Source organism: Microbulbifer donghaiensis (assembly GCF_900129095.1).
GTDB lineage: Bacteria > Pseudomonadota > Gammaproteobacteria > Pseudomonadales > Cellvibrionaceae > Microbulbifer > Microbulbifer donghaiensis.
Map to the genome: position 1 here is coordinate 327,621 of NZ_FQVA01000003.1, position 14,650 is coordinate 342,270.

Sequence of the window (14,650 nt, forward strand, 5' to 3'; positions counted from 1 at the left end):
GTGGTCGCTCACTACACGTCCTTCTCGCGCGCGGCTATTGCCCGCGCATAAACCACTTGTCCATGTCAGCCAATTTTACCTGGGTCCAGGTCGGGCGTCCGTGGTTGCACTGGCCGCTGCGCTCGGTGCGCTCCATATCCCGCAACAGCGCATTCATCTCCGGCACCGTCAGACGGCGGTTGGCCCGCACCGAGCCGTGACAGGCCATGGTGGAGAGGATTTCATTGATGCGCTCGCCAATGCGATCGCTGCCACCCTCCGCCAGCAGGTCCGACAGCACGTCGCGCACCAGCTGTTCCACTTCGGCACCGTGCAGCATCGTCGGCACCTGGCGCACCAGCAGGGTTTCCGGCCCGGCGCGCTGCAGGACAAAGCCCAGCGACGTAAACACTTCACTGCGCTCTTCGAAACAGTCCGCCTCGCGCTGACTGACGGCCAGGCTGACCGGCACCAGTAGCGGCTGCGCCTGAATGCCACCGGCCGCATGGGCCGCCTTCATCTGTTCGTAGACGATGCGCTCGTGGGCGGCGTGCATATCCACCACGATCATGCCGTGCGCGTTCTGCGCGAGGATATAGATCCCATGCAATTGAGCCAGCGCATAGCCGAGCGGCGGCACTTCTTCGCCCTCGGCACTCGCCGGCATCGCGGCGCTCCAGCCGGCAACACGCGGCATGGACTCGGCAACGCCCGGCTGCTGGTAGGGTTGATGCAGCGCGCCGTAAGCTTCCATCTGCTGCTGCAGGCTGCTCTCTGACGGCCGCGCCGACAGCGGCATCTTGTGCTGACCGGCGAACTCGCCGGCACCGATACCGCCGACTTTCTCCACTGCCGGCTGTGCCCCTTCCCCGTGCTCTCCCGGCGGCACCGCAATGTCTCCGGGGCGCAACTCTTTATCTCCGGGGCGCAACTCTTTATCTCCGGGGCGCACCGCTTTGTCCCCAGGGCGCACCGCTGCCAAAGCCCGGTGGAGACTCCCAAACAGGAAGTCGTGCACCAGGCGACTGTCGCGGAACCGGACCTCGTGCTTGGTCGGGTGCACATTCACGTCCACTGACGCCGGGTCCAACTCCAGATAGAGCACGAAGGCGGGGTGGCGGCCGTGGTAGAGCACGTCCGCAAAGGCACGGCGCACCGCGTGGCTGACGACCTTATCGCGAATCGCACGGCCATTGACGTAGAAAAACTGCAGGTCCGCCTGCGAGCGGGAAAAGGCCGGCTCGGCAACCCAGCCCCACAGGCGCAGGCCGCTGCGCTCGACATCGATATGCAGCGCATTCTGCATAAAGGCCGGACCGCACACCTGCGCCACGCGGCGCTCCATCTCGACACGGCCGCTGCCGGCGCGCAGGTTGTGTACGCCTTTGCCGTTGTGGCGCAGGCTGATCGACACATCAAAACGGGACAGCGCCAGGCGCTTGATAGTCTCGTCGACGCGGTTGAATTCGGTTTTCTCGGTGCGCAGGAATTTGCGCCGCGCCGGGGTGTTGAAGAACAAATCGCGCACATCCACCGTAGTGCCGCGAGGATGTGCCGCCGGGGTCAGCTGCGCCTGCATATCGCGCCCCTCGGCGCTGACCTGCCAGCCTTTACCGCTGTCGTCGCGACTGCTGGTCAGCGCCAGGCGCGCCACCGACGAGATACTCGCCAGCGCCTCGCCGCGAAAGCCCAGGGTGGCCACCGCTTCCAGGTCCTCCAGCGCATGGATCTTCGAGGTGGCGTGGCGCGCCAGCGCCAGCGGCAGGTCTTCTTTGGCGATACCCTTGCCGTTGTCCCGCACCTTGATGCGCTTGGTACCGCCGCTATCGATTTCCACGTCCAGGCGCGTCGCGCCGGCGTCGAGGCTGTTCTCCAACAGCTCCTTGATGACCGACGCGGGCCGCTCCACCACTTCACCGGCGGCGATCTGGTTAGCGAGACGGGGGGATAACTGCTGGATTCTTTCGGACATATCAAAATGCGCCTGTGAGCAGGCTCCTACATCATTCTTTTGCTTTCGGACGCTACCACTGAAGCCGGCAGGCCGGGAGGGGGAGCGCCCTCCCACAGAGCAATCAGCCAGACGGGATGGTCAACGTCTGCCCGACGCGGATCACCGAAGTGTCGATACCGTTGATCTTCTTGAGATCGCTAAGCGTCACATTGTACCGCGCGGCGATCGCCGACAGGGTATCGCCGCGGGCAATGGTGTGGCGGCGCTCTGCCCGGTTAGGGTTGGCAGCCAGCCAGCTGCCCGCCGGTGGTCGGCTGGTGAAGTGCGCCACTATACCGTCGCTGATTTTTTGTGCCAGTTTGCGCTGGAACATCGGGTCGCGCAGTCGCCGCGCCTCCTGCGGATTGGTGATAAAACCGGTCTCCACCAGGATCGAGGGCACGTCCGGCGAGCGCAGTACAGAGAAGTTGGCCTGCTCCACACGCTTCTTGTGCAAATGTGTAATGGAGCCGATCTGGGACAGGACGCTGGCGCCCACATCCAGGCTGGCATTCATGGTCGCGGTCATCGACAGATCGAGAAGAACACCGGCGAGGGTATCGTCCTTGTCGTCGAGACTCAGACTGCCCGCACCGCCGATAAGGTCGGATTCATTTTCCCGTTGCGCCAGGAAGCGCGCTGTCTCACTGGTGGCACCGCGCGACGATACCGCGTAGACACCGGCACCGCGGGCGTCCTTGCGGGTGAAGGCGTCGGCATGAATCGACACGAACAGGTCGGCGCGCATCTCGCGTCCCTTGTTCACCCGCCCGCGCAGCGGGATATAGTAGTCACCGCTGCGCACCAGCTTGGCGGCAAAGCCGCGCTCGCCGTCGATGGCCTTTTGCAACTGGCGGGCGATGGCCAAGACCACATCCTTTTCGCGCACGCCGCCGGGACCAGAAGCGCCGGGATCCTCGCCGCCGTGCCCGGCATCAATGGCAATGACGATATCCCGTTCGCGACTGACCTGCTCGAGGGACTTCTCCTCGTTGGCCACGCGGTCGTAGAGATCGATTACCAGGCGATCCGGCAGTTCTTCGTGGCGGCGCAGGGCGAAACTGCGCGGGTTGATCGCCTGCTTCAGGTCGAGCACCACACGCAGATCTTTCTTGTTGTGACTGCCGTGGCGCACGCGCTCAATCGGGGTATTGTCCAGTTCCAGCCCGGCCAGTTCCGCTGCCAGTTTCGTATCGGCGACATCCACCACGACCCGGTGGGGGTCGCTAAGGGTAAACAGCTTGTGCTCCGCCGGCCCGCTGAGATCGAATACCAGGCGGGTATGGTCCGGCGCGCGCCACAAACGCACACCATCCACCTCCACCGCCTGTACCGGCAGAGTCAGCACTAACATGGCCATCGGGCCCAGTAATCGCCGCCAGACTGATTTCATTCTTGTTCTGCCCTGTCGCTTATTGTTTGTCGCCGTTCCCTGCATGCAAATCTAGACAAAATTTCTACAACAGTTTGTACAGCGCATCCAGCACCGCCGCGCCCGGGCGCGAGTGCGCCACCAGCTGCAGCTGTCTGCCGCGATCCAGCACCTCGAGCTCAAGCTCCAGGTCCGGCTCCGGCAAGACGCCAGCGCCGCGCTCCGACCACTCCACCAGGCTCAAGCTGTGGGGAGCGAAATAGTCCCGCACCCCCATAAATTCCAGCTCTTCGGCGTCGCCCAGCCGGTAGAGATCGAAATGGTAAACACGCTGCTCGCCTAAATCATACGGCTCCACCAGGGTGTAGGTCGGACTCTTGACCGCACCTCGATGACCAAATGCTCGCAGCACACCGCGACAGAAAGTCGTCTTGCCGGCCCCCAACTGTCCGTGCAGGAACAGCGTCAATCCACTGTGCATGCCGGCAGCCAGACAGGCGCGGCCGAGGGCCTCGCCTGCGGCAACGGTGGCGTCTTCGTCGACGAGATTGAGTTTCAGTTCGCCTTCCATCAATCCACCAGTCGACGGATCCACGGCAGCATATCCGTAGCCAGCAGTCCGCGCTGGCCGTCTTCCGCGGCGCGATTGCCCGCCTCACCGTGCAGCCACACGGCCAGGCGTGCGGCCTCGAGTGGTGACAGGTGCTGGCCGATCAGTGCGGCAATAATGCCGGTGAGCAGGTCGCCCATGCCACCGGAAGCCATGCCGGGGTTGCCACTGTTGATCAGGTCAACCCCCTGCTCGTGCGCAATCAAGGTGCCGGCACCTTTTAATATCACCACGCCACTGAATTTTTGCTGAACCGCGATGGCCGCTGCGCGCGGATCGGCGAGGACCTCTTCAGTATCGCAATCCAGCAGCCGCGCCGCCTCGCCGACGTGAGGTGTCAGCACCCAGTCGTTCCTTTTTATGCCGGCCAGTACGCGACCTCCGGCGAGAATATTCAGCGCGTCCGCATCCAGCACCAGTGGCGTTTCGGCGCGGCCGGCACGGGCCAATAATTGTTCACCCCAAGGCGCGCGACCGAGCCCGGGACCCACGGCGATTACGTCGGGGCCTTCCAGCAGGGGCTCCAGCTCCTGCCCTGAAATCACCGGATGCACCATGACCTCTGGGCTGCGGGTCAGTGCCGCGGCCAGATGCTCCGGGCGGGTGGCCAGCGAAATCAGGCCGGCACCGGCGCGCGCGGCGGATTGCGCCGCCATCAGGGCCGCGCCGCCATATCCGCTATCGCCGCCGACGATCAGTACATGCCCGAACTGGTTCTTGTAACTATCCGCTGCACGGGGCGGCAGGCGCTTCACACTGGCGGCGTCGTAGCGCTGCACCAGCGGCTCCACCTCGGTATAGATCTGCTCGGGGGCGCCGAGACTCTCGAATACCACGTCGCCGCAGTGTGCGACACCGCGACCGCAGAAAAGTCCCAGTTTGCGCCCGATAAAAGTCACGGTGATATCCGCTTGTACTGCGTGGCTGGCACTGCCGCTGTCGGCGCTCACGCCGGAGGGGATATCCACTGCCAGGACCGGCCCGCTGCCCTTGTTGATACGATCGACCGCGTGACCTACCGGTTCGCGCAGTTCGCCACTAAAACCGGTGCCTAGCAGCGCGTCGACCACGACGGTGTTGCCATCCGCACTGTCCAGCTCGGTCAGCGACGTGACGATATGCACGCCTTCGCGACGCGCGTATTCGCAGGCTTCCAGTGCATCGCCCTTGAGTTCCGCCGGATCGACACAGGCGTAGACGGTAACCGGAATCTGCTTCTGCGCCGCCAGCGCAGCGATCACATAGCCGTCACCCCCATTGTTGCCACCGCCGCAGAACACCTGAATACGCTTGACCTCTGGCCAGCGTTGCAGCAGCTGTGCAAATGCGGCGCGGCCGGCGCGCTTCATCAGCGTAATGGAGGGGATCTTGAGCGCGGCGATGGCGAGCCGGTCGAGTTCACGTACCGTCGCAGCGCTGTACAGGGGTTGAGGCGTGTCCATTCGACTCCCGCGAAAGGTCAAGGATTAGTGATCAAAATTTAATCTGTGGCAAAATAGGCGCTTTCGCGCTGTCGCGTACCGATGACAGCAAAGTATACCGCCCCCGGCGCCCAATTGGCTCGCGCCGGTATCCGAGCCGATAGCATCCATGACTGAAACACTGCTCGCCCAGTTGGCGGCTCAGATCAAAATCTGGGGGCGCGAACTGGGCTTCCAACAGATCGGTATCACCGACTGCCAGCTGGAGGAGCACGGCGAGCGGCTGCGCGCCTGGCTGGACGCCGGCCACAACGCCGACATGGACTGGATGGGTGCCCACGGCGAGAAGCGCTGGCGCCCGGAACTGTTGCAGCCGGGTACGCTGCGCGCAATCAGTGCGCGGCTCGACTACCTGCCGCCGGACACGCAGCCGGTGCGCGTGCTCAAGGACTCCAGCAAGGCCTATGTGTCCCGCTATGCAAATGGGCGCGATTACCACAAACTGATCCGCAAGCGGCTGGCCCAGCTGGCCCAGCGTATCGACGACTTCTGCAACGCCAATGGCCTGGAATCCAGCGGCCGCGCCTTCACCGACAGCGCGCCGGTTATGGAGCGCGCGCTGGCGGAAAAGGCCGGGCTCGGCTGGATCGGCAAAAACTGCATGGTGATCAATTCCGGCGCCGGCTCCTGGTTCTTTCTCGGCGAGATCTACACCAACCTGGCCCTGCCGGCCGATAACAGCACCGAGTCCAACCAGTGTGGCGACTGCAGCGCCTGCCTGAAGGTCTGTCCAACCGATGCCTTTATCGGCCCCTACCAGCTGGATGCGCGCCGCTGCATCTCCTACCTGACCATCGAGAACAAGGGGCCCATCCCCGAGGAGTTCCGCGAGCCGCTGGGCAATCGCGTGTTTGGCTGCGACGACTGCCAGATCATCTGCCCGTGGAACAAGTTCGCCAAACCCACCGCGGAGCGGGATTTTCACCCGCGTCACGGCCTCGACGACGGCGACCTGCTGACACTGTTTGGCTGGGGCGAGGAGGAATTCCTGCGCAAGTCGGAGGGCTCCGCCATCCGGCGCATCGGTTACGAGCGCTGGCAGCGCAATCTGGCGGTTGCACTCGGCAATGCCGAGCCCTGCGCGGAGATTGTCGCCGCGCTGGAAGGCGCCCGGCACCGCGCGACACCACTGGTTGCGGAGCATATCGAGTGGGCGCTGGCGCGCCTGAACAGCGGGCGGCGACGCAAACGCAAAATCAAGCGGCCGACGGCCGGCCCGACAACTTAAGGCCTTCGGGCCGGCGCCCCACTACAAACGGAAAAAATGCTCGCGGTAGTGTTTCAGCTCCTCGATCGAGTCGCGGATATCATCCAGCGCCAGGTGACTGCTCTGCTTTTTTACACCCTCGAGGACATCCGGGCGCCAGCGGCGCGCCAGTTCCTTGACTGAGCTGACGTCCAGGTTGCGGTAGTGGAAGTAGGCTTCCAGCTGCGGCATATATTTCACCAGGAAGCGGCGATCCTGACCGATGGAGTTGCCACACATCGGCGAGGCGCCCTCCGGCACCCAGTGACGCAGGAACTCAATGGTTTCCCGCTCGGCGTCGTGTTCGGAGATAGTGGACTCCCGCACCCGCGCCACCAGGCCCGAGCCGCCGTGCTGCTCGGTATTCCAGTCGTCCATCGCGTTTAGCAGCGCGTCGCTCTGGTGCACCACCATCGCCGGCCCCTCGGCGAGGATATTCAGCTTTGAATCGGTCACGATGGTCGCGATTTCGATGATGCGCTCTTTTTCCGGATCGAGGCCGGTCATTTCCAGATCGATCCAGATCAAATTATTCTGATCCACAAGGCCTCCTTAGTCAGTTCAAGCAAGTTACCCTATTGGACCGGTGTTGCAAGCGGCGATTCCCCGACCGGAATGGTCCGCAGCTACCGCCGGCCTGTGCTCCCGTAATGGATTTTCACCAGCGCCGGCACATGCCTGTGCGGCTTTCTGCGGCTACCATCAACAAAAGCTCTATAATCCCCGCCCCATGAGCAAACGCAAACTGAACCGGCGCCAGCAGTGGCGAATCGAGAAAATCCAGAAAGAGCGCGAGGAGCGCGCGCGCAAGCGTGCCCAATCTGCTGAAGAGAGCGCCGAGCAGGCGCTGGAAGAGGGCCATCTCGGACCGGAACAGACGGGCCTGGTGATCGCCAACTACGGCACCCAGGTACTGATTGAAGGCGAAAGCGACCCCGTACTGCGCCAGCGGTGCCACCTGCGCGCCAATATCGATACGCTGGTGACAGGCGACCGGGTGGCCTGGAATCCGGCGGTGGGTGAAAGTGGCGGCGGTTACGGCGTGGTCGGCGCGCGCCTGCAGCGTCACTCGGAACTGCAGCGCCCGGACCGCTACGGCGATCTCAAAACGGTGGCCGCCAATATCGACCGTATTGTGATCGTCATCGCCCCCTACCCGGAACCCTTCGCCAATGCCATCGACCGCTACCTGGTGGCCGCCGAGAGCACCGGTATCCACCCGGTGCTGCTGCTGAACAAGACAGACCTGATCGACGACCGCAACCGCGCTGCGCTGGAAGAGCTGCTCGCGCCCTACCCCGGGCTCGGCTATCCGATTCTGCGACTGTCCACCAAGACCAGCGAGGGCCTGCCCGAGCTGCTCGATACGCTGGCCCAGGGCACCAGTGTCTTCGTCGGCCAGTCCGGGGTCGGCAAATCATCGCTGGTCAACGCGCTGCTCCCGGGGGCCGGCGCGCGCACCGGCGCGCTGTCGGAAGCCACCCAGAAAGGCACGCACACCACCACTGCGGCGGAACTGTTCCACCTGCCGAGCGGGGGCGATCTGATAGACTCCCCCGGCATCCGCGAATTCGGCCTCTGGCATATGGACGAACAATCCCTGCTGGAGGGCTTTGTGGAATTCCGGCCGTTTATCGGCCACTGCCGCTTTCGCGACTGCCGCCACCAGGGCGAGCCCGGCTGTGCGATCAACGAAGCGCTGGCGCGCGGGGATATCAGCGAAAGGCGTATGCACAGCTTTTTGCACTTGCGCAACAGCCTCGAATCGGAGAATTGAATTTGGACCTGATCATCGAACCGGAAGAACTGGCCGCGCAACTCGAGCACGAGGAACTGCTGGTCGTCGACCTGAGCGCACCACAGAATTACCTGAGCGGGCATATCCCCGGCGCAGTGCACCTGCCGTTTCAGGCGCTGATGGCGGGAACGCCGCCGGCTCCGGGTAAATTACCCAGCGCGGAGCGGCTGACGGAAGTCTTCCGCTCGATCGGCCTGCGGCCGGGACACCATGCGGTTGCCTGCGACGACGAGGGCGGTGGCTGGGCCGGGCGTTTCCTGTGGACGCTGGAAGTCATCGGCCACAAAAACTACAGCTACCTCAACGGGGGCATGCAGGCCTGGCGCGGCGCCGGGCTGCCCCTGTCTAGCGAGCCGGTCGCGACGGCGCCCAGCGATATTGAAGTTCGTATAGACCCTTCGCCGCTAGTGGAGGCCGCGGAAATTCAGCAGCGCCTGCAAGACCCGGATTTCCGCATCTGGGACGCCCGCTCCCCGCAAGAGTACAGCGGCGAGCGGGTTTTGGCGCTGAAAGGCGGGCATATACCGGGTGCGATCAATTGCGAGTGGACCCAAATGATGGATCCGCAGCGGGATCTGCGCATCCGCACCGACGCGCGCGAGTTTCTCGCCAGACTCGGCATCGACAACAGCCAGAAGATCGTCACGCACTGCCAGAGCCACCACCGTTCCGGCTTTACGTGGCTGGTGGGCAGATCCCTGGGCTTCGATATCCGGGCCTACCCGGGCTCCTGGAGTGAGTGGGGCAATCTGCCCGACACGCCGGTCGAACAATAAATAAATCTCACATGGAATAGATGTAACTCTATGCACCCGAAACTATTCGCTGCGCTGCAGCACCTGACTCCCCAGCGGGCCCTGTCCCGCGCCGCCGGCGCCCTGGCGGAGACGCGTATCAAGTCGATCAAGGACCCGTTTACCCGCTGGTTCGTCGACAAATACGACGTGGACATGAACGAAGCGGAGCAGCCCGACTGCACAGCGTTTGCCAGCTTCAACGATTTCTTTACCCGCGCGCTGAAAGAGGGCGCCCGCCCCATCGTCGAGGGCGAAAATACCCTCGCCTGCCCCGCGGATGGTGCCGTCAGTCAGCTGGGCGAGATTCACAACGGGCGGATCTTCCAGGCCAAGGGCCACGATTTCAGCCTGCTGGAGCTGGTGGGCGGCGACCCGCAGATTGCCGCACAGTTTACCGGCGGCAAGTTCGCCACCGTGTATCTGTCGCCGAAGGATTATCACCGGGTGCACATGCCGATCACCGGGACCCTGAAAAGCATGACCTATGTGCCCGGGCAGTTGTTCTCGGTCAACACCGTCACTACTGAATCGGTGCCGCGGCTGTTTTCCCGCAACGAGCGGGTTGTCTGCATCTTCGATACCGCCGCCGGCCCGATGGCGATGATTCTGGTCGGCGCCATGATCGTTGCCAGTATCGAAACCGTCTGGGCGGGGCTGGTGACGCCGCACAAGCGCCGTGTGCGCACCACCCAATATGGCGACAGTACACCGATCCACCTGGAAAAAGGTGCGGAGATGGGGCGCTTCAAGCTCGGCTCCACGGTGATCATGCTGTTCGGTGCAGACAGGGTGCGCTGGCTGGAATCGCTGGGCGCGGAGAGCGCAGTAAAGATGGGAGAGTATTTCGGCGATACGGCACCGACCGAAAGATAGCCTCTGTTAGCGGGGCGGTCGAAAGATCGCCCCCGCAAGGCACACTACAAGAAAAATCAACGCCGCAGCAGGCGCGACAGGAGTCCGGGCATCCGCTGCTGACTGAATAGATAGCTGTCGCGCACGGCGGCCACATCCACTTCAGGATACCGACCCGGTTCAACGTCTTTAACGACTCTCACCTTGGCCTGCGGGCTCAGTTTGCCGCGTTCGATCAGCTTTTGCTTGCTCTCTTCATCTGCCGCCAGGTCGAACAGGCGCGCTTCCGCCAGCGGGCGCTTATCTCCGCCCAGCACCACCATGACTTTTGGCTTCAAGCGCCGCTCGTAGGTCTGCTCAACAACCACGGCCACCTCGCCGGTGGACAGCTCCACCTGGGTACCGGTCGGGTAGAGGCCAATGGCCTGGATAAACTCCACCACCAGTTGCTCTTGAAACGCGACATCGCGCAAATCGTAGAGCTTTGCCACAGCCCGCGACGGCGCCACCGGCTGGCTGGCACCGCGCGGGTTGGTGGCTTCGTCATAGAAGGTCACCATGCCGCAAATACGCGCCAGCACCGGAATCTTGTCGCCACGGAGTCCCATCGGGTAGCCGCTGCCGTCATGCCGCTCACAGTGGCAGCGGACGATATTGACCACCTGCGGGTCCATCTGCGGATCCGCAGCCAGTAGGCGCACGCTGTGGTCGACGAACTTGCGGTATTCCAGTTCATTGCGGGGATCGCGCACGGCCATCTGCAACACCTGGTCGTCGATCATCAGCTTGCCAACATCCTTGAGCAGCGTCGCCACACCCAGCTGCACCAGTTCGTGGCGGCGCAGACCGATGTAGCGACCGAACACAATCGCCCAAATGCTCGCGCGAATGGAATGCGAGTAGGTGTGCTCGTCTTTTTCCCGCACCCGCGCCAGCCAGGCAGAGGCATCTGGGCTGCGCAAGACGCTTTCCACCAGCTCCTCAACCAGGCGGTTGACCTGCCGTATCGGCAGCGAACGCTCGCTCTGGAGCTGCGCCATCACTTCGTCCATGCCCTGCAGCATGCGACCGTGCAGCTTGCTGGCCTTGTCGGCTTCGCGACGCACGGGAATGGGCGGCGGATAGGCTTTGTGGGATACCTGGATTGGGCGACAGGGAATGGCCACCGGCGCGGAGGATGCGCGTTTGCCCTTTGCGGATAGAGTGAGGCCGCCCTGGGAAGAGGCCCGGGATAAGCTGCGCAGCTTTACCCCGGCATCGCCGACGCTTTTGACGACATCGACATAGACATAGCGGCAGTATTTCTGCAGCTGGCGAATCTCTTCCAGATCGCGAATATAAAAGCCCTGCAGCGCAAATGGCGTACGCGTCCAGGGTCGGTCGAGCCTGGACACAAACATGCCGCGCTGTAGGTCTTCTACAAAGACTTTTGCCTGTTCGATCGCCAAAGGATGTGTTGCCGTCGATATTTTGTGTTATTCGAATCGCCCGCCGGCGCCAATACATCAGGCCACAGCAATCGCCGTGCGGGCAAGCGCCCATTTATAGCATGACAGACCGTGTATAGCACCCACTTACTTTGTGACAGGGGTCACAGCAGAGAATCATTTCTGGCACAGCCGCGCAACTTTATGCTCTTCAACGATGATATTTGGGCGATAGCTCCTGCACGGCCTCGATCATCGCACCGGCGTGTTCCGGGTCCACCTTGGGCGTGATGCCGTGGCCGAGATTGAATACGTGTCCTGATCCTGCGCCAAAAGACTCAAGTATAGTCGCCACTTCAGCGCGTATGCGCTCGGGGCTGGCGTAGAGGACTGCGGGATCGAGATTGCCCTGCAGCGCGACCCTGTCGCCGACCCTCGCGCGGGCACTGCCGATATCCGTGGTCCAGTCGAGCCCCAGCGCCGAGGCACCCGAATCCGCCATGGCTTCCAGCCATTGCCCGCCGCCCTTGGTGAACAATATCGCCGGCACCGGGCGGCCGTCCGCCTCTTTGATCAAGCCCTGCAAGATACGGGTCATGTACTGCAGGGAGAATTCCCGGTACGCCGTGTGGCTCAGCGCGCCGCCCCAGGTATCAAAGATCTGCACTGCCTGGGCCCCGGCACGGATCTGCGCGTTCAGGTAATCCGTCACCGAATCGGCGAGTACCGTCAGCAGTTGGTGCATCAGCTCCGGACTGTTGTAGAGCATCTCCTTGCAGCGGGCAAAGTCGCGGCTGGAGCCCCCCTCGACCATATAGGTGGCCAGCGTCCAGGGACTGCCGGAAAAACCGATCAGCGGCACACGCCCGTTCAGCTCGCGGCGGATGGTGCTTACCGCATTCATCACATAGTCGAGATCCCGCTCACTGTTGACGACCTGCAACGCCTCGATATCCGCGGCACTGTGCAGGGGTTTGCGAAACTTGGGACCTTCGCCCTCTTCGAAATACAGCCCCAGGCCCATCGCATCCGGGATTGTCAGAATATCCGAGAACAGAATGGCCGCATCCAACGGATAGCGCTCCAGCGGCTGCAGCGTCACCTCACAGGCCAGCTCGGTGTTGCGACACAGATCCATAAAGCTGCCCGCCTGCGCGCGGCTGGCGCGATATTCGGGCAGATAGCGGCCCGCCTGGCGCATCATCCACACCGGCGTGCGGTCCACAGGCTGGCGCAGCAGGGCGCGCAGGAAGCGGTCGTTTTTCAGTTCGGAGGGCTTGGCTTCGGACATGATCTGTACAACTGGCTGGCTAAAAACGCGGCTATTGTACAGGCGGGCGCTGCCGGAAGACAGGCATGCGCTTCGATCAGAATTCGGGGCGGCTTTGCTGCCGGGCGGACCCTTCACATTGTGCTTTCGTGACCACCGCAGGTCACGGTGGGATCGAATAGAGGAAGACGCGGCAAAACATCAGCCCCGGCGGCAAAAAAGAAGCCGGGACTTATCGCAGGCACACAAGGCGCAGCGGTGGCCGTCCGGCAAATATTTACCGATCAGGTTTTTTGCCGGGCGGCCACCGCTGCGCCTCCCCTCTTACGAAGTGCCGTTCAAGGGCGGGCCTGCGGCCCGCGAACCGAGCCGGGGCTCGACACTCCCAGCGATCCCGGGATCAGACATCGAGGTAGTCGAGGATACCCTCGGCGGCCTGACGCCCCTCCCAGATTGCGGTGACGACCAGATCCGAGCCGCGCACCATATCGCCGCCGGCGAAGACCTTGGCGTTGGAAGTCTGGAACTTGAACTGCTGCTGTTCCGGCGCCACGACGCCGCCCCAGTCCGCCACGTCAATATCGTGCTCCCCAAACCACTCCGCCGGACTGGGGCGGAAGCCGAAGGCCACCAGCACAATATCCGCCGGGATAATCTCTTCGGAACCCGGCACCACCTGCGGGCGGCGGCGGCCGTTTTCATCCGGCTCGCCGAGTTGGGTGGTCACCACCTTCACGCCGCTTACCTTGCCGTCGCCAGTGATTTCCACCGGCTGCCGGTTAAACAGGAAGCGGACACCCTCTTCCTTGGCATTGGCCACTTCGCGGCGCGAGCCCGGCATATTTTCCTCATCCCGGCGGTAGGCGCAGGTCACACTTTTGGCACCGAGACGGATGGAGCTGCGGTTGCAGTCCATCGCGGTATCGCCACCGCCGAGCACTACGACGCGCTTGCCCTCGACGGAAATAAACTCATCCGGATTTTTTTCCCAGCCCATATTGCGATTCACGTTCGCCACCAGGAACGGCAGCGCATCGTGAACACCGGGAAGATCTTCACCGGGGAAGCCGCCTTTCATGTAGTTGTAGGTACCCATGCCCATAAACACGGCGTCGTAGTCATTGAGCAACTGCTCGAAGCTGATGTCCTTGCCGACCTCGGTGTTGAGGCAGAACTCAATGCCCATATCGGTAAAGATTTCGCGACGCTTCTGCATCACCGATTTTTCCAGCTTGAATTCCGGAATACCGAAGGTAATCAGGCCGCCGATCTCCGGGTATTTATCGAAGACCACCGGTTGCACGCCGTTGCGCACCAGTACGTCGGCACAGCCGAGACCCGCGGGGCCGGCGCCGATCACCGCCACCCGTTTATCCGTCTTTTCCACATGGCTGAGATCCGGTCGCCAGCCCAGCGCGAAAGCGGTGTCGGTGATGTACTTTTCCGCATTGCCGATAGTCACGGCGCCGAAGCCGTCATTCAGGGTACAGGCGCCCTCACACAGGCGGTCCTGCGGACACACGCGGCCGCACACTTCCGGCAGTGTGTTGGTCTGGTGACAGAGCTCGGCCGCCGCCATGACGTTGCCGTCGGTGACCAGCTTCAGCCAGTTGGGGATGTAGTTGTGCACCGGACAGCCGGTCTCGCAGTAGGGATTGCCGCAGTCCAGGCAGCGATGCGCCTGGCTGGCCACCTGGCGCTCGCTGAATGGCTGGTAGATCTCCACGAACTCGTTGGTGCGGGTGATGATGTCCTTTTTCGGCGGGTCCATGCGGCCCACGTCGATAAACTGGAAGTCGTTACTCAGTCTCTCTTTCATAAACTT

Annotated in this window: 12 protein-coding genes; 4 read left to right on the plus strand and 8 right to left on the minus strand. The window is 62.9% G+C overall.

The window, feature by feature from the left end; all coding sequences use genetic code 11:
• Positions 1–34: 34 nt before the first annotated feature.
• From mutL to BUC36_RS13460, 4 genes are all read right to left on the minus strand, one after another.
• Positions 35–1,951: a DNA mismatch repair endonuclease MutL gene (gene mutL / locus BUC36_RS13445; RefSeq protein WP_073275993.1), complete on the minus strand. Its 1,917-nt coding sequence runs from the start codon at positions 1,949–1,951 to the stop codon at positions 35–37.
• 103 nt (positions 1,952–2,054) lie between these two features.
• The gene (locus BUC36_RS13450; protein ID WP_073275995.1) at positions 2,055–3,365 is read right to left on the minus strand and encodes an N-acetylmuramoyl-L-alanine amidase; all 1,311 of its coding nucleotides are present in this window, start codon (positions 3,363–3,365) and stop codon (positions 2,055–2,057) included.
• A 64-nt stretch (positions 3,366–3,429) separates the two neighbouring features.
• A complete protein-coding gene (tsaE, locus tag BUC36_RS13455) occupies positions 3,430–3,915 on the minus strand; it encodes a tRNA (adenosine(37)-N6)-threonylcarbamoyltransferase complex ATPase subunit type 1 TsaE (protein WP_073275997.1) in 486 nt (161 codons plus the stop codon).
• Positions 3,915–5,396 carry a bifunctional ADP-dependent NAD(P)H-hydrate dehydratase/NAD(P)H-hydrate epimerase gene (locus BUC36_RS13460; protein ID WP_073275999.1) on the minus strand — a complete coding sequence of 494 codons (1,482 nt, stop codon included), beginning with the start codon at positions 5,394–5,396 and terminating at the stop codon, positions 3,915–3,917. The genes tsaE and BUC36_RS13460 overlap by 1 nt, the downstream gene beginning before the upstream one ends.
• A gap of 148 nt (positions 5,397–5,544) precedes the next feature.
• On the opposite strand from BUC36_RS13460, the gene queG reads away from it, so the two are divergent.
• Complete coding sequence (gene queG / locus BUC36_RS13465) at positions 5,545–6,663, plus strand: tRNA epoxyqueuosine(34) reductase QueG (protein ID WP_073276001.1); 1,119 nt, start codon at positions 5,545–5,547, stop codon at positions 6,661–6,663.
• 21 nt (positions 6,664–6,684) lie between these two features.
• Here queG and orn read toward each other — a convergent pair whose 3' ends face one another.
• On the minus strand, positions 6,685–7,224 hold the full coding sequence (gene orn / locus BUC36_RS13470) for an oligoribonuclease (protein ID WP_073276003.1): 540 nt from the start codon (positions 7,222–7,224) through the stop codon (positions 6,685–6,687).
• 187 nt (positions 7,225–7,411) lie between these two features.
• On the opposite strand from orn, the gene rsgA reads away from it, so the two are divergent.
• The 3 genes from rsgA to asd are packed head-to-tail and all read left to right on the plus strand — an operon-like array spanning position 7,412 to position 10,149.
• A complete protein-coding gene (gene rsgA / locus BUC36_RS13475) occupies positions 7,412–8,458 on the plus strand; it encodes a small ribosomal subunit biogenesis GTPase RsgA (protein ID WP_073276005.1) in 1,047 nt (348 codons plus the stop codon).
• Positions 8,446–9,255, plus strand: coding sequence for a sulfurtransferase (locus BUC36_RS13480; protein WP_456085482.1), 810 nt, complete (start codon positions 8,446–8,448; stop codon positions 9,253–9,255). Before rsgA ends, BUC36_RS13480 begins: the two co-directional genes overlap by 13 nt.
• Positions 9,256–9,285: 30 nt before the next feature.
• The gene (gene asd / locus BUC36_RS13485; RefSeq protein WP_073276009.1) at positions 9,286–10,149 is read left to right on the plus strand and encodes an archaetidylserine decarboxylase; all 864 of its coding nucleotides are present in this window, start codon (positions 9,286–9,288) and stop codon (positions 10,147–10,149) included.
• Between the two features lie 56 nt (positions 10,150–10,205).
• Here the strand turns inward: asd and BUC36_RS13490 are convergent, their stop codons facing one another.
• The 3 genes from BUC36_RS13490 to BUC36_RS13500 form a co-directional block, all read right to left on the minus strand.
• Entirely contained in the window at positions 10,206–11,576 is a 1,371-nt protein-coding gene (locus BUC36_RS13490; protein ID WP_073276011.1) for a cyclic di-GMP phosphodiesterase, read from the minus strand.
• Positions 11,577–11,766: 190 nt separating this feature from the next.
• On the minus strand, positions 11,767–12,846 hold the full coding sequence (gene hemE / locus BUC36_RS13495; RefSeq protein ID WP_073276014.1) for a uroporphyrinogen decarboxylase: 1,080 nt from the start codon (positions 12,844–12,846) through the stop codon (positions 11,767–11,769).
• Between the two features lie 379 nt (positions 12,847–13,225).
• Positions 13,226–14,644 carry an FAD-dependent oxidoreductase gene (locus BUC36_RS13500; RefSeq protein ID WP_073276016.1) on the minus strand — a complete coding sequence of 473 codons (1,419 nt, stop codon included), beginning with the start codon at positions 14,642–14,644 and terminating at the stop codon, positions 13,226–13,228.
• Positions 14,645–14,650 lie beyond the last annotated feature (6 nt).